Here is a 14,447-nt window from a genome sequence, read left to right as displayed (position 1 = left end):
TTATCTCTTCTTCTTTTTCCCTCGCTTGGGGCGGTGTACGCGACCGCCAGCACGATTCTTTCCGCTTGCCGACGGACCGCCGCGCCCGCGGTAACCGGCACCACTAGCACCGCCTGCCGATTGGCTCTGATCTTGACGAGCCCGGCGCGGACGTCGTGCGCCCAGTTCCTTGACAAATCGCGGCAGTCCCGGAGCGGCACGCAGCTCTTCAGCTTCAACGCCGGCCCCTGACAGCAGTTCGCGGGCCTGATCAACCTGGCGGTCACGCACAATCATCGCTACCGTGCCGGAAGCACCTGCACGAGCCGTCCGACCCGAGCGGTGAATATACGTCGCGGAATCCCTTGGCGGATCCGCGTGCACAACCAAGTCAAGAGCATCGATATCAATGCCACGAGCGGCCACATCCGTGGTGACGAGGACGTTGATTTCACCGTCGGCAAAGGCCTTGAGGACTGCGCGGCGAGTTGCCTGGCCGCGATCGCCGTGGAGGAAGCCTAACTTGATGTCATAGAACTGTAGAAACTTAGCCAGCTGCACGACACGCGCCTTAGAGTTGGCGAAGATGACGCACTGATCCTTGCGGGAGGCAATCCAGGCGACCACTTCGTCGGCTTCGTTGTTGTCCTCCACCCGAAGTAACAGATGCCGCATATTGCGCATGGTCAACCGGGAGGCAGTGACCTTGTGCTTCGCAACTTCAGTGCTACTTGCGCGACGATCGCGGATAAGCCCCGCGGCGTCGTCGTTAATCGTGGCGGAAAAGACCATGCGTTGTGCCGACTTCGGGCACGCACGGACCAGGCCCAGAACATCGGGCAGAAAGCCCATGTCAGCGAGCATGTCCGCTTCGTCGACGACGACAGCGAGGACGTGCTCAAGGCTGAGTAGACCGCGGCGGCGCAAATCGTGTGCGCGACCCGGTGTGACCACAGCGATATCGACTGGTGCCGCGAGCAGAGTCTGCTGCTTGGCCACGGAATCACCGCCGACCAAGCTCAAGACACGCAGACCTGCAGCGGCACCGATGTCAGCGAGGACATCAGCAATCTGATCTGCGAGTTCGCGCGTTGGCGAAATAATGAGCGCGCGCGGGTAGCCGGGAAGCGCTGGAGAGGCGTTATTGAGTAACGCGACCAGCGGAATGCCGAATGCGAGCGTTTTGCCCGAGCCTGTGGGTGCCTGTGCAAGAACGTCCTTGCCAGCGAAAGCATCTGGCAAAGTCGCCACCTGCACGGCGGTGGGCGAAGTTATGTGCTGGGCACGCAGAATACTCACAATTGCTTCCGGCGTGCCCAACTGTCTGAAATCACTGGACTCAGCAGGAGGGGGCATGCTTGTTAGAATACCGCTATCCACGGACTGCCATGCAATAGGCACGTCCGGTGAACTGGAAAACTACCAGCCCATGAGATTTACCAACCGCGACCCGGTTGCGCATAGGCCTCGCGCTCAAGCACAGCGGCTCGACGGAAGATGTTGCGGATAGATTTGAGCTCCGCATCGCTGGCCGTGGACATATTCTCTTCAAGAACCTCGAGAGCCTGCTGAACACTGTCAACATACTCGGGGTCGGAATACACCTCCACCCAGTTCGCGATCGCGGAATCCCCATCAACCAGCGATTTTCCTTGCAGAGTCAATTCGGTTGCAATCCACATTTCGGCGACGATACTGGTTACGGCGACCCGATATGGATTGAAAGCGCTACAGGAAGAATGCACATCCAGCAAAAGCTGTGTGATGGTTGTCGGCTCGATGTCCTCGAGCGCCGAAGAAGTCTCTTCCAGCGCGTTATTGCTCAATTCCAACGCACGTACCAGGGCTTCCTGTGCGAGTGACGACCACAGAACCTGTTCCTTAGCGCAGGGTGCTTTGGTTGCCAGATGCGACAGGACTGGGAAAACCTGGTGCAAGTACCAGGCCTCTTGCGCTACGAAGAAGTTGGTTTCTTCCGAGGAAAGGTCGCCGCGGAGCATCGTGGGGACGCTGAACGTTCCGCCAATCTCGGCAACGATGTCCTCGATGTCCTGCCACAGCTGGGAAGTAAAGGGGCCCGCCGGCGCAATCTGGAGTGAGTGGCCGAAGAAAGATTCCAGCTCCTTCGGCGGCTGCTCAGTGTCAGTGCCTTCGATGGCCTCCGGGTAAAAACTGGAGTTCAGATGCACTGGTTGCATTCGGCGAAGCGCGACCTTTTCCAGGCGGCGAGCCCTGTGGCCGTGGTCAATGGGGCCGTGCCCCTGGCCGACGTTGAGGTTATCCGCGAAACGAATGGACTCGCTGAGCCAGCGTGTAGTCCAGCGCAGGGCATCATTAATCGCAGAGCCCCCACCAATCCGTGTGGCAAGAGCTGCGGACAGCGAACAACCCGTGCCATGGGTGTTCTCAGTGTGAATGCGGGGAGAAGAGCTGAAGAAAACCTGGCCATCGGGGAAGGCCACGGCATTGCCGGCTTCCTCATCACTTAAGTGACCAGTCTTTGCAATCACGATGACATCGTTTTTGCTCGCGAACTCCAGTGCCTGCTCAATCAGCTCAGTGAAGTCGCTGGCCTCCGGGGCGTCGGCAAGCAATGCCAGTTCGGGAACATTCGGCGTGATGACGGTGGCTTCCGCGACCAAGTCGCGCATTGCGTCCATGGCATCTTCGTCAAGCAGACGGTCGCCAGAGGTGGCGACCATAACCGGATCGAGAACAACCACGGCTGGCTTGGTCTCCCGAACCCAGTTGGTGACGGCCTGCGTGAGTTCGCGTGAACCCAACATGCCAATCTTCACCGCGTCGATGGTGACATCCTCAGTCACAGCAGCCAGCTGCTCGACGAGGAAGTCAACAGGTGGGGTGTGGACGGCACGAACGCCCACGGTGTTCTGAGATACCAAAGCGGTGACCACGCCCATGCCATAACCACCGGCGGCGGCGATTGATTTTAAATCGGCATGGAGCCCAGCACCACCTGTTGGGTCTGTGCCGGCGATGGAAAGAACTCGTGGCACAAGATCAGGCTTTGCCTTCTTGGGAAATGGCATCTCAGACCCCTTTAAACTTCAAGAGCGTGAAGCGACAGACTTCAAGACTACGCTTCAATCTCGGAGCGGTCGCCAGACCAGAGGGTGTGGAAGGCCCCCTCGCGGTCAACACGCTGGTAAGTGTGCGCACCGAAGTAGTCACGCTGCCCCTGAACCAGCGCTGCCGGCAGGCGCTCCGCACGCAGGCCGTCGTAGTACGCCAGCGAAGAGGAGAACACCGGAGCCGGGATACCCATCTGTGCGGCAGTGACGACAACGTCGCGCCACGCGTCGAGGCACTCGGTGACCTGGTCACGGAAGTACTCGTCGAGTACCAGCGCCGGCAGCTCCGGATTGCGGTCGTACGCTTCCTTGATGCGGTTCAGGAACTGTGCGCGGATGATGCAGCCACCACGCCAGATGGTCGCCAGCGCACCGCGGTCAATCTCCCAGCCGTACTCCTTGGCACCAGCGTTAATCTCATCGAAGCCCTGCGAGTAGGCAATGATCTTGGAAGCGTAGAGCGCCTTACGGACGCGCTCCACAAAAGCATCGCGATCTTCCGGTGCCTTAGCCAGGCTTCCCGACGGCAAGTTGCGCGCAGCCTCACGCTGAGCAAGGGAAGACGACAGGGCGCGAGCGAACACGGCCTCGCCAATACCAGTTACTGGAATGCCCAAGTCCAAAGCGGCCTTGACCGTCCAACGGCCGGTACCCTTCTGACCAGCAGCATCAACGATGACATCCACCAGCGGCTTGCCTGTCTTCTCATCGACCTGAGAGAGAACCTCAGCGGTAATCTCGACCAGGTAGGAATCCAGGTCGCCCTTATTCCACTCGCGGAAGATATCTGCAATCTCGGCAGGGGTGAGGCCAGCGGCCTCACGCAGCAGGTGGTAGGCCTCGCCAATGACCTGCATATCCGCGTACTCGATGCCGTTGTGGACCATCTTTACAAAGTGGCCAGCGCCATCGGAGGAAATGTGAGTACAGCACGGAACGCCATCAACGTGAGCGGAGATGGACTCCAGCAGCGGGCCGAGGGACTCGTAGGACTCTTTCGTTCCACCCGGCATAATGGATGGGCCAGTCAGAGCACCTTCTTCACCACCGGAAATACCAGTGCCAACGTAGTGCAGGCCACGGGCGCGAATAGCCTTCTCGCGACGGATGGTGTCCGTGTAAAGAGAGTTACCGCCATCAATGATGATGTCGCCGGGCTCCATCACGTCGGCAAGCTGATCGATGACCGCATCAGTAGCGGCACCTGCCTGAACCATGATCAGAGCGCGACGCGGGCGCTCCAGCGAAGCGACGAACTCTTCAATGGTCTCGGACGGGATGAATGAGCCTTCATCACCGTGTTCAGCGATGAGGGTGCGAGTTTTCTCCGGGCTGCGGTTGTACACGGCAACGGTGTGTCCCTTGTGGGCGAAGTTGCGTGCGATATTCGAGCCCATGACGGCGAGCCCGACGACACCAATTTGTGCGAGTTCATTGTTATCGGTCATGCCCACCATCTTAAAGCCTGGCCGGGGTTCGTTGTATCTGGGACTCAGAAATTGTTACTGCTTTTAACGTTGAAACTGCCACGAGTGATGGCGTGCGCTGGCACAATGTTTGGCATGACTGACGAGACTATTGCGAATAATGGCAGTTCACAGGACTCGAACTCTGCAGCTTCTTCCGCCGAGCAGGCGAAGAGGAAGGCGCTGCGCGATTATATGACACTGGCGACGAAGGCGAGCCAGGAAGCGCTGAGCGATGAGGAGCTGGCTGTTTTTAACAGCACCTTGGGCGATAACGGAATCGGCGGTCTAGATACCTTGCTGGGCACGAAGTTTGTCCATGTCGGGCCGGAGCGAATTCAGATGGAGCTCGAGGTCGGGCCCGACCACCTGCAACCGTGGGGCCTAGCCAATGGCGGTGTTTATTGCTCGCTAGGTGAGACTGCTGGCTCTATTGCTGGTTTCGTTGCCTGCGGTGCGAAGAAGCCGGTCGTCGGTGTGAACAACAACACCGATTTTTACCGCTCCGCCCGAGCTGGCGAGGTAATCGTTACCACGGCGGAGCCAGAGTACCTGGGGCGCACCATGCAACTGTGGCGTATTGAGCACACCCGCAAGGCAGATGAAAAACTGCTGGCCCGCACCAACCTACGAATTGCGGTACTCGACAAGCCGCTGTAGCAAATCGTTATAGGTGGTAACGGGCCTGGTAGGAAGCTCGCAGGTGGCTTGTCGTGATTAGCTGTTTTCTAATCTGGCCACCTGCAAGTTAACTACTTGTTCCTTTTTGCGCGGTGCTCGCGGCGAGTGTCGCGAACCTCCAGCGGCAGATCCTGCTCAGCCTTGTCCTTGTTGAACTCGGCCAGGCGGTCGATGGCGTTGCGTGCGTACATCTGCTGGCGGGTGGAAACCATCTGCCAACGGTTGCGGTCCAGGACGTTCAGGCCCCAGCTGACGCAGGAGACGAGGCGGTTGCGGAAGCCCACCAGGAACATCAGGTGGACGGCCAGCCACAGAATCCAGCCGATGAAGCCGGTGACCTCAACCTTGCCCATCTTCACCACTGCGGAGAAGCGGGAGACGGTTGCCATGGAGCCCTTATCGAAGTACTCGAACGGCTGACGCTCTGCGACATCGCGGCCGTCGGCCTCAGCTGCAATGTTGGCGGCGACGTACTCGCCACCCTGAATAGCAACCTGAGCAACACCCGGCAGGTTCTCGCGGTTGGACATGTCGCCCACGACGTAGACGTTCTTGTAGTCACCAGCTGTCATGTCCTCGTTGACAACGACACGGCCAGCGCGGTCGGTCTCGGCGCCAGTCTGCTCGGCAATCATCTTGCCCAGCGGGGAAGCGGACACGCCGGCGGACCAAATCTTGCAGAACGACGGGATGAACTCCTCGGTTCCATCCTTCATGTTCTTGTAGGTGACTCCCTCTTCATTGACGTCAGTCACCATCGCGCCCAGCTTGACGATGACGCCCATCTTCTCCAGGGACTTCTGAGCCTTGCGGCCCAGACGCTTGCCAAACGGCGGCAGAACCTGCGGTGCGCCGTCGAGCAGGACGACGCGTGCAGCGTGCGGGTTGTAGCTGCGGTAGGACGATGCGAGGGTGCGGTTAGCCAGCTCGGCCAGCTGGCCAGCAAGCTCAACACCGGTCGGACCAGCGCCGACAACAACGAAGGTCAGCAGGCGCTCGCGCTCAGCCGGATCGTTGGTCAGCTCGGCGCGCTCAAACGCGCCGATGATGCGGGCACGGATTTCGAGTGCGTCGTCGATGTTCTTCATGCCCGGAGCAAACTCGGCAAAGTGATCATTGCCGAAGTAGGACTGGCCAGCGCCAGCGGCAACCAGGAGGTGATCGTATTCCCACTTGGAAGTCTGGTGACCCAGTTCCGAAGTCACAACCTGCTTTTCGACGTCGATGTCGGTGACATCGCCCTTGACAACACGAACGTTCTGAACACCGTCGAAGATCGTACGAGTGGACGGAGCGATTTCGCCCGAGGACAGGATGCCCGTTGCTACCTGGTAGAGCAGTGGCTGGAACAGGTGGTGGTTAGTGCGGTCGATGAGAGTGACGTCGACCTCGGCGCCCTGCAACTTCTTCGCCGCGAACAAGCCACCGAAACCCGAACCGATGACGACCACGTGCGGGCGTCCGGAGTGCGGGCGGTACGGAGTCTCGGTCATGTATTTTCTCCTCACAGACTTGAAAGTTCTCGAAGTTTTAGATTCGGCTTTTAGCCGGCAAGCCACAATAGTAATCCTCTCGGTGCGCCACCGCCTATTCTGGGTCCCTGCGCGGTAGGCTGCGAGAGCAAACTCAGTTCGTTATTCGTACCTTTATGCGGCGCGATTGTTAGGAGGTTCGGGCAGGGTGAATTCGGCAAGCCGGCAGGCAATTGACGCAGAGCGATGGCCTCGGGTTGCGCGTATTCCAGAGGGGCGTTTTCTAGCGAAACGTGCCGAAATGATGGAACGCTCTTTTGAGCGACTCTGCCAGGATAACGGCATTGAACTGGTTGAATCCGGTGAGTTTGTCGGGGAGTCTTTCATTACTCGGTCGACGGGTGACGCCGATTTGGCTATCGACGGAGTCGGTGGTGCCAGCTCTAGCGGCGGCAGTGAATCTCCCACTAGTTCTGAATCGTTTTGTCCAGTCGTTTTCAGCGTCATTGATCCTGTTTTCTATTCTCGACTAGCTGATTCAGAATGGCTCGGATTGGGGGAGGCCTATCTCGCGGGCGAATGGTCCAGTGATGATTTGCCAGAGCTTCTCAGCCGACTGCTCAGCGCCGAGCTTGATATTGCTTCGTTGGGGCCGCTGGCACGTGGTCTGATGAAAGTCGCGCGTTCACGTCCGCGTCTCGATGGGCCAGATATGGCGGGAGAGTTGCCGACCTCATTGCTCGAGCTCTATTCCGGCGAATTGCTGATGGGCGGTTCCGGCCTGTTCGCCTCCGGAGTGCGAACCTCGTCGCGGGAACAGATTCAAAACTATGCCCGTGGTGCTGGCAAGGGTGGGGTTCCCTCGCACTGGTCAGTTGACGTGACTTATGTCGATGCCCCGAAATCCGTCGCGCGTGCCGATTTTCTGCATGCCCAGGTGCGCAATATTGAGCACATCCTCGATCTTGCTCGAGTCCGGGCCGGAGACCGTGTCGCCGAATGGCCGTCGGCAGGCGGAGAAATTTCCCTTCGGGCTGCAGAAAGAGGAGCGGGCGCGGAGGTTATTACCGTCTCTGATGACCACACCGAAACGGTGCTGGAACGGGTGGAAAAAGCCGGATTGCGCGGCGCGGTCGATGTGATCCAGATGGATCGCAACATTCCGTCGCCACGCGAATTCGAGTCCGACTTCGAGGCGGTTATCAACGTCGGGCGTCTGGAGACCTTCGGTCGTGCAGGTGCGCTGCGCTGGCTGAAGAGCGCCGAGCGTCTGCTTGTCGACCGCGGCACCATCGTCGTCCAAATGGTGGTAGCGACGGACAAATTCGATGCGCTCGCCGAGCGCAGCTTGGACCTCGTACGCGCTTATGTGTGGCCGCAGCTGCAGCTTTTCACCATGGAAGAGCTGCGCAAGATGGTGGACCGGGAAACCGGCCTGCGCATCGCGGCGGAAGAGTACATTCCGGCGCACTTCGCGACGACCTTGCAGCTCCAGCGAGATTTCTTTGCGGCGCATGCGCGCGAAGCCGCTGGTATCGGCTACGACAGAGTGTTCCGGAGGATGTGGAATTACTATCTGTCGCTGTTTGAAGCGCTCGTGCGCGCAGAGAAAGTCACGCTCGTACAGGTCGAGCTCGTGCATGCGCCACGCAGGCCTCACTAGCAGTGGGCGGCTCCGGGCGCGTTGGAAATTCGCCAGATAAATAATGCCTGTAAAAATAAATCACGTTTTTAGGCAAAACCACCTCAAAGGTGATGTTTAGGGTCTAAAAACGAAACTATGAACGCACAGAGCACCACACGTACTGCAGACATTGTTGTCGTCGGCGCCGGACTTGCCGGATTGGTCGCGACGTATGAGGCCACGCAGGCCGGCAAGAAGGTCATCCTTGTCGATCAGGAGAATGCCAACAACCTCGGCGGACAGGCTTTCTGGTCGCTGGGAGGAATCTTTCTCGTCGACTCGCCAGAGCAGCGCCGCCTCGGAGTCAAGGACAACCGCGAGCTCGCTGAAGCTGACTGGTTCAACTCCGCGCAGTTCGACCGCGAGGAAGACAACTGGGGACGCAAGTGGGCCAAGGCCTACCTGAACTTCGCGGCAGGGGAGAAGCGTGACTACCTCCGCAATCTCGGCGTGAAGTTCCTGCCTGTCGTCGGGTGGGCTGAGCGCGGTGAAGGGCGTGCCGACGGTCACGGTAACTCGGTACCCCGATTCCACCTCACCTGGGGCACAGGCCCCGAAATCGTCCGCGTATTCGCAGAGCCGGTCGCTGAAGCTGCGAAGAAGGGGCTGGTGGAATACTGCCATCGCCACCGCGTTGACGAGGTGATTGTCGAAGATGGCCGCGCCGTCGGCGTGCGTGGCAAGATTCTGGTTCCCTGTGAATCTTTAGAGCGAGGAGTGGCGTCGTCACGTGAGGAAACAGGGGAGGACTTTGAGATCCTCGGGTCGGCCGTGTGCATTGCGACGGGCGGTGTTGGCGGCAACCTGGAAGCCGTGCGTAAGTGCTGGCCGACCGAGCGCCTGGGCGAGATGCCGAAGGACATGGTCTGCGGTGTGCCAGAGCATGTTGACGGCCGTGGTATCGAGATTGCAGAGCAGGCCGGCGCAAACCTCGTCAACCGTGACCGCATGTGGCATTACACCGAGGGCATGAAGAACTGGAATCCCGTGTGGCCGAATCACGGTATCCGTATCATCCCGGGGCCGTCGGCCATGTGGTTTGACGCAGAAGGAAATCGCCTGCCAGCGCCATATATTCCGGGTGCAGATACTGTCGGCACGATGAAGCACATTCTGGCTACCGGACACTCTTACTCCTGGTTTGTGCTGAATAAGAACATCGTGGCCAAGGAGTTCATTTTCTCTGGCTCAGAACAGAATCCGGATCTGACCGACAAGGAGATCAAGAAGCTGATTGGCAAGGTGACCTCTGGTGTTGCCGCACCGATTCAGGCATTCATGGATAACGGCGAAGACTGGGTGGTTGCCGACGACCTGCCAAAGCTGGTCGAGGGGATGAACGAGATTGTGGAGGCGAGCTCGGGCGGGGAGTCCGGAGCCGCAGCGCCGAAGATTGACCTGGAGAAGCTCGAGGAACAGATTCGTCAGCGCGACATGCAGACCGGTAATCCCTTCTCTAAGGACTACCAGGTCAATTACGTCAACGTGGCCCGGAACTTCCTCGGGGACAAGATCATCCGCTCCGTGCCGCCATCACCGATTTTGGATCCGAAGAACGGCCCACTGATTGCTATTCGTCTGCGCATGCTGACCCGCAAGACGCTCGGTGGCATCGAGACCACCCTCGACGGCCAGTGCTTGCACCCGGACGGAACACCCTTCGAGGGGCTCTACGCCGCAGGCGAGGCCTCTGGCTTCGGTGGCGGCGGCGTCCACGGCAACAACGCGCTGGAAGGTACATTCCTGGGCGGCTGTATTTTCAGTGGCCGCCAGGCAGGCCGCGCGATGGCGGAAGTGGTTAAGTAGCTCCCGCATACCGCACGGCTCGGTGGAAGAAACCGCGCCTACTCCAGCCCGATGGAGAATGCACTTTCCAGGTCGTGCTGAGAGTAGGTGCGGAAAGCCAGCTGAGTCTGGGTGCGAATAACACCGTCGACCTTGCTGATGAGATTTGGAATGATTTCCGCCAAATCATCGTGATTAGTTGCGCGCACCACGACGACCAAGTCCCAGTCACCAGTAACGGAGTAGACCTCAGTCACGCCGTCGATCTCGACGATGGTCTCGGCGGCCTCCGGAATCTTGTCAGCTTCGACATCGATGGACACAATTGCGGTAATCAAACTCATGGCTGCCTTTCCTCGGAGTTTAAACGTGGGGCCCGCTTGAATAGCGTGGCCCGGACCGCAAGGTACGCAAGATTGCTCAAGATACTGCGGCCCGGAATTTCATTTCTGTCACGATTCTACTGATTTCCAGAAAACAGCCTGGAGGATCCGGACGAAAGGCGGTAAAAAGGGCGCTATGACACAAACCGCATTTCAGTCCAACCCAGTCCAGCTTTCCGGAGACCTGCCCGAGGTGGGCAACAAGGCTCCGGAGTTTACCCTCACCGGTGGCGACCTCGGGGAGGTCACCAACGAGACCTTCGCTGGTAAGAAGGTCGTCTACAACATCTTCCCGTCGGTAGACACCGGTGTTTGTGCAGCTTCGGTGCGTCACTTCAACGAGGACGCTGCTGGGCTGGACAACACCGTCGTGGTTAATGTTTCGCGTGACCTGCCGTTCGCTCTCGGCCGCTTCTGCGCTGCAGAAGGCCTGGACAACGTTGAGGTTGCCTCGGACTTCCGCCACGGCTTCGGCGAAGCCTTCGGTGTTGTCCAGCAGGATGGCCCGCTCGCTGGCCTGCTTGCTCGTGCCGTAGTCGTCACTGACGAAGAGGGCAAGGTCATTTACAACCAGCTGGTCGATGAGATCACCACGGAGCCGGACTACGACTCCGCACTGGCTGCACTGAAGTAATTAGCTAACTAGCTTTCAGCAGCAAGTAACCAGCTGGAATCGACGGGGCTCGTCGGCGCACTCGCTAGGCTGTTGCCTGGCGGACTTCGCCGACGAGCTCTTCTAGTACGTCCTCCAGCGCAACGATTCCGTTGACAGAGCTCTCCGAAGTACTATTTTCCTCCGTCACCAAGGCGAAGTGAGCCTGCTCGCGCTGCATCAGCCGCATGACCGTCTGGAGCTTGGCATCCGGGCTGACGCTTGCAAAGGTGCGAATCAGATTCCGCGGGAAGGGTCGGTCGCGGTGACCGTCGTCAAGCGAGAGCAAATCCTTGACATGAAGGTAGCCGATGAAGCTGCTGTCGGCATCGGTGATGGGGAAGCGGGAAAAGCGCGTGCGTGCGCTGAGCTCTTCGATGTCGGCGACGGTGGCGTCGGAGCCAATGGTGACGAGGGTGTCGAGTTGCATAGTGACATCCGCGGCGGTGAGATGCTCGAAGCCGAGAGCTTTGTGGAGGAGCGCGAGCTCGTCATTGTCGAGAAGGCCCTGACGCCCGGACTCGGCGACGAAATCCTGCACCTGACTAGCGGTGAAGGAGGAATCGACCTCGTCCTTCGGAGTGGCGCGAAGAACCTTGCGAACCACGATGTTCGCCGTCGTATTCATCGCCCAGATAACCGGATTGAGCACCCGCACAATCACATACAGCGGAATAGCCACGAACTTCGCCGTCGGGCTGGGAGCCGCAATAGCGATGTTCTTCGGCACCATTTCGCCGACAACCATGTGTAAGAAAGTGACAATCAGCAGCGCCAACGCCAGCGCAACCACGTGGGCGGTGCCCGCGGGGAGTCCCAGCGCTGTCATGTAGGGCTCGAAGAAGTGCGCAATCGCAGGCTCGCCGACGGCACCGATGAGCAGGGAACAGGCGGTAATGCCCAGCTGTGTTGCCGCCAGGGAGACCGACACGTTTTCGATACCGCGCAGCGCGTACTTTGCGCTGGTAGAGCCGCTGACGGCATCCGGTTCAATTTGATCGCGGCGAGCCGAGACCATCGCAAATTCAGCGGCGACAAACCAGGCATTGAGGGCCAACAGCAAAATAAGAGTAAGTAGTGGCATGTTCTAGCCCTCCTTTTCGCTGTTGTGCTCGACGTGGTTGTGACTGGTGCCGTCCTGGTCAGCGCCTTCATCCGTGCGCGTGACCTTGTTGCCGGCGAGGTCCACCTGGACACGAATACGGCCAACGCGGTGACGCGCCATGCGCTCGACTCGAAAAGCAACTTCAGCGGTGGTAGGCAAGTTCTCCTCATCGAGGTTTTCGTGGTCGGTGGCTTCGACCGTAATCGTGTCGCCGAAGCGAGGCATGCGATCCAAGCGTTCGGTGATAAATCCACCAATAGTGTCGGATTCTTCGCCCTCCGGCAGGACCAGGTTTAGGATCTCTCCCAACTCATCAGGGCGCATGAGACCGGAAACAATCACCGTATTGGGGCTAATCCGGCTGTAGAGCAACGAACGATCGTCCTGTTCATCGTCAATTTCACCGACGATTTCCTCGACGAGATCCTCCAACGTCACAATGCCGTCCGTGCCGCCGTACTCATCGACAACCACCGCGAACTGGTATGCATCCTCACGCAGTTGACGCATCAGCGGATCAAGTGTGGTCGAGTCGTTTACCACGAGTACATCTTTGGCCAGGCTCGCAGCCGACGTCGTCAAGCGTTGTGCGTGTGGCACGCTGAGCAGGTCGGTGTAATGCACCACGCCGCGAATGTCGTCGACGCTATTGCCAACGACGGGGAAGCGTGCATGTCCAGAATCTGCGACGACCGTCAGCATCTCTGCGACGCTCTGATTTTCGATAAAGATAATCTGCGTGCGTGGCGTCATCACATCAGCCGCCGTGCGCTCGCCGAACTCAATCGATCGCGCCACCAACTCGGCGGTCTGCGGGTTAATCTTTCCTTCATCGCTAGAGCGCGTGACGACGGCACGGAGTTCCTCCGCGGTCCTGGCACTGGCAACCTCTTCCTCAGGGGAAAAGCCGAGCCGTTTTAACACCCAATTAGCCGCGCTGTTAAGTAGCCAGACCAGCCAGCCGAATGCGAACATGAAGGCATTCTGTGGTCTGACCACGAGGTTTGCGACTTTAGTGGGCTCGGCGATGGCCCAGTTTTTGGGGACGAGTTCGCCAAAGACCATTTGAGTGAAGGTCGCGATAATGAAAGCGCCCGTAGTGCTGATTGCAGTGACGGTGGCGGGAGAGATGCTTGTGCCACCAAATGCGGCTTCGAGGAGGACGCCGAGGGAAGGCCCGGTCAGGAAACCAGCGACGAGGCTGGTGACCGTAATTCCCAGCTGTGCGCCGGAGAGGTTAGTAGAGGTGCGTGATAGAGCACGGTCTACTAAATATGCGGACCTTGAGCCGGCGTTTGCGGCGTTCTTGACGTCGTTTCTATTAACCGTGAGGTAGGAAAACTCGACAGCAACGAAAATTGCGTTGGCGAAAACGAGGAATAGAAAGACCGCTAAGACGATGAGTGCGGATACAATCACGCGGCATCACCTGAAGTGTTCGCTGCGTTCGCTGGGGATGCTGCGGCGTTCGCTGGGGATGCTGCGGCGGTTGCTGCGGTGATTGCGCTTACTGCGGCTACAGAGAGCCCGTCAACGTTGGCGCGAGGCTCTGGGTCGTCGGACGAGCCAGAGCTATCTGATGTGTCGGACGCATTGGGTCTGTCTGAGCTGCTGGATGTGTCTGAGAGTTCAGGCATGCGAGAAATCTTACTAAAAATTCCTTAGACCTGACGGTAATGGCGCATCGGCGGTAATGGGGAGGACGGGATCCTAAGGGCAAAATGTCATAATGTATATTATCGGACAAATATTGAAAGGGGTTAGCCCTGGGGGTTTCTGAATTTCCAGGGCTGCCGCTTTTTCCGCCGCCGCCTTTTCTGCTGCTGTGTTCTACCTTGGCGCTTGATCCATGCCGTCGGGTTTATTGCTCATTGTCCTTGGCGTTCGCTGCAAGCTCATCCGCGTTGCGGACGGCAATCTCTTCCCGCAGTCGCTTGTTCTGCCATAGCGTCATGCCAATCAGGAGTATGCCGACAGCCACGAGCCACCACACGCCCTTGTAGGCCACGAATGCAATGAAGATAATCAGAAGTACCATTCGCACCTTTCGTGCGAGCAACATTGCTTCGTAGGTGTTCATATCGTTGCGACTCCCAACTGGCCTACCAAAATTGTTTTTGGCAGGACTTCTGTGGTGTGTGACTAAAT

General features: G+C 58.6%; 13 protein-coding genes. 5 read left to right on the top strand and 8 right to left on the bottom strand.

Annotation, left to right across the window (positions count from 1 at the left end; genetic code table 11):
- The 3 genes from ADB02_RS05360 to gndA form a co-directional block, all read right to left on the bottom strand.
- A complete protein-coding gene (locus tag ADB02_RS05360; protein WP_241482410.1) occupies positions 1 to 1,335 on the bottom strand; it encodes a DEAD/DEAH box helicase in 1,335 nt (444 codons plus the stop codon).
- 80 nt (positions 1,336 to 1,415) lie between these two features.
- Positions 1,416 to 3,029 (bottom strand): bifunctional hydroxymethylpyrimidine kinase/phosphomethylpyrimidine kinase, encoded by a 1,614-nt coding sequence (locus ADB02_RS05355; protein WP_049189924.1) that lies wholly within the window; start codon positions 3,027 to 3,029, stop codon positions 1,416 to 1,418.
- Positions 3,030 to 3,076: 47 nt separating this feature from the next.
- The gene (gndA, locus tag ADB02_RS05350) at positions 3,077 to 4,528 is read right to left on the bottom strand and encodes an NADP-dependent phosphogluconate dehydrogenase (protein ID WP_049189923.1); all 1,452 of its coding nucleotides are present in this window, start codon (positions 4,526 to 4,528) and stop codon (positions 3,077 to 3,079) included.
- A 105-nt stretch (positions 4,529 to 4,633) separates the two neighbouring features.
- On the opposite strand from gndA, the gene ADB02_RS05345 reads away from it, so the two are divergent.
- The gene (locus ADB02_RS05345) at positions 4,634 to 5,197 is read left to right on the top strand and encodes a PaaI family thioesterase (protein WP_231367197.1); all 564 of its coding nucleotides are present in this window, start codon (positions 4,634 to 4,636) and stop codon (positions 5,195 to 5,197) included.
- A 92-nt stretch (positions 5,198 to 5,289) separates the two neighbouring features.
- On the opposite strand, the gene ADB02_RS05340 is transcribed toward ADB02_RS05345, so the two are convergent.
- Positions 5,290 to 6,711, bottom strand: a complete 1,422-nt coding sequence (locus tag ADB02_RS05340; protein ID WP_016422826.1) for an NAD(P)/FAD-dependent oxidoreductase — start codon at positions 6,709 to 6,711, stop codon at positions 5,290 to 5,292.
- Between the two features lie 187 nt (positions 6,712 to 6,898).
- On the opposite strand from ADB02_RS05340, the gene ADB02_RS05335 reads away from it, so the two are divergent.
- Both ADB02_RS05335 and ADB02_RS05330 read left to right on the top strand, forming a co-directional pair.
- Positions 6,899 to 8,353, top strand: coding sequence for a class I SAM-dependent methyltransferase (locus ADB02_RS05335; RefSeq protein ID WP_049189920.1), 1,455 nt, complete (start codon positions 6,899 to 6,901; stop codon positions 8,351 to 8,353).
- 117 nt (positions 8,354 to 8,470) lie between these two features.
- Positions 8,471 to 10,180 carry an FAD-binding dehydrogenase gene (locus ADB02_RS05330; RefSeq protein ID WP_049189919.1) on the top strand — a complete coding sequence of 570 codons (1,710 nt, stop codon included), beginning with the start codon at positions 8,471 to 8,473 and terminating at the stop codon, positions 10,178 to 10,180.
- A gap of 38 nt (positions 10,181 to 10,218) precedes the next feature.
- Here ADB02_RS05330 and ADB02_RS05325 read toward each other — a convergent pair whose 3' ends face one another.
- Positions 10,219 to 10,503, bottom strand: coding sequence for an Lrp/AsnC family transcriptional regulator (locus tag ADB02_RS05325; RefSeq protein WP_005511316.1), 285 nt, complete (start codon positions 10,501 to 10,503; stop codon positions 10,219 to 10,221).
- A 175-nt stretch (positions 10,504 to 10,678) separates the two neighbouring features.
- Between ADB02_RS05325 and tpx the strand changes: the two genes are divergently transcribed.
- Entirely contained in the window at positions 10,679 to 11,176 is a 498-nt protein-coding gene (gene tpx, locus ADB02_RS05320; protein WP_049170506.1) for a thiol peroxidase, read from the top strand.
- 64 nt (positions 11,177 to 11,240) lie between these two features.
- On the opposite strand, the gene ADB02_RS05315 is transcribed toward tpx, so the two are convergent.
- The gene (locus ADB02_RS05315; protein WP_049170509.1) at positions 11,241 to 12,278 is read right to left on the bottom strand and encodes a hemolysin family protein; all 1,038 of its coding nucleotides are present in this window, start codon (positions 12,276 to 12,278) and stop codon (positions 11,241 to 11,243) included.
- A 3-nt stretch (positions 12,279 to 12,281) separates the two neighbouring features.
- Positions 12,282 to 13,718 carry a hemolysin family protein gene (locus ADB02_RS05310; protein WP_049189918.1) on the bottom strand — a complete coding sequence of 479 codons (1,437 nt, stop codon included), beginning with the start codon at positions 13,716 to 13,718 and terminating at the stop codon, positions 12,282 to 12,284.
- 15 nt (positions 13,719 to 13,733) lie between these two features.
- Between ADB02_RS05310 and ADB02_RS11485 the strand changes: the two genes are divergently transcribed.
- A complete protein-coding gene (locus tag ADB02_RS11485) occupies positions 13,734 to 13,964 on the top strand; it encodes a hypothetical protein (protein ID WP_141753117.1) in 231 nt (76 codons plus the stop codon).
- Positions 13,965 to 14,160: 196 nt separating this feature from the next.
- Here ADB02_RS11485 and ADB02_RS05305 read toward each other — a convergent pair whose 3' ends face one another.
- Positions 14,161 to 14,379, bottom strand: coding sequence for a hypothetical protein (locus tag ADB02_RS05305; protein ID WP_016422819.1), 219 nt, complete (start codon positions 14,377 to 14,379; stop codon positions 14,161 to 14,163).
- Positions 14,380 to 14,447 lie beyond the last annotated feature (68 nt).

It is taken from the genome of Corynebacterium sp. 212_CJEI (genome assembly GCF_001055915.1).
Taxonomy (GTDB): Bacteria; Actinomycetota; Actinomycetes; order Mycobacteriales; family Mycobacteriaceae; genus Corynebacterium; species Corynebacterium jeikeium_D.
The sequence above is the reverse complement of the archived record's forward strand: the minus strand, read 5'-3'. Positions and strand labels throughout refer to the sequence as shown.

Bases quoted from the DNA above. Each gene is read 5' to 3' on its own strand.
- ADB02_RS05360 (WP_241482410.1), bottom strand. From the start codon at position 1,335: ATGCCCCCTCCTGCTGAGTCCAGTGATTTCAGACAGTTGGGCACGCCG.
- ADB02_RS05355 (WP_049189924.1), bottom strand. From the start codon at position 3,029: ATGCCATTTCCCAAGAAGGCAAAGCCTGATCTTGTGCCACGAGTTCTT.
- gndA (WP_049189923.1), bottom strand. From the start codon at position 4,528: ATGGTGGGCATGACCGATAACAATGAACTCGCACAAATTGGTGTCGTC.
- ADB02_RS05345 (WP_231367197.1), top strand. From the start codon at position 4,634: ATGACTGACGAGACTATTGCGAATAATGGCAGTTCACAGGACTCGAAC.
- ADB02_RS05340 (WP_016422826.1), bottom strand. From the start codon at position 6,711: ATGACCGAGACTCCGTACCGCCCGCACTCCGGACGCCCGCACGTGGTC.
- ADB02_RS05330 (WP_049189919.1), top strand. From the start codon at position 8,471: ATGAACGCACAGAGCACCACACGTACTGCAGACATTGTTGTCGTCGGC.
- ADB02_RS05325 (WP_005511316.1), bottom strand. From the start codon at position 10,503: ATGAGTTTGATTACCGCAATTGTGTCCATCGATGTCGAAGCTGACAAG.
- tpx (WP_049170506.1), top strand. From the start codon at position 10,679: ATGACACAAACCGCATTTCAGTCCAACCCAGTCCAGCTTTCCGGAGAC.
- ADB02_RS05315 (WP_049170509.1), bottom strand. From the start codon at position 12,278: ATGCCACTACTTACTCTTATTTTGCTGTTGGCCCTCAATGCCTGGTTT.
- ADB02_RS05305 (WP_016422819.1), bottom strand. From the start codon at position 14,379: ATGAACACCTACGAAGCAATGTTGCTCGCACGAAAGGTGCGAATGGTA.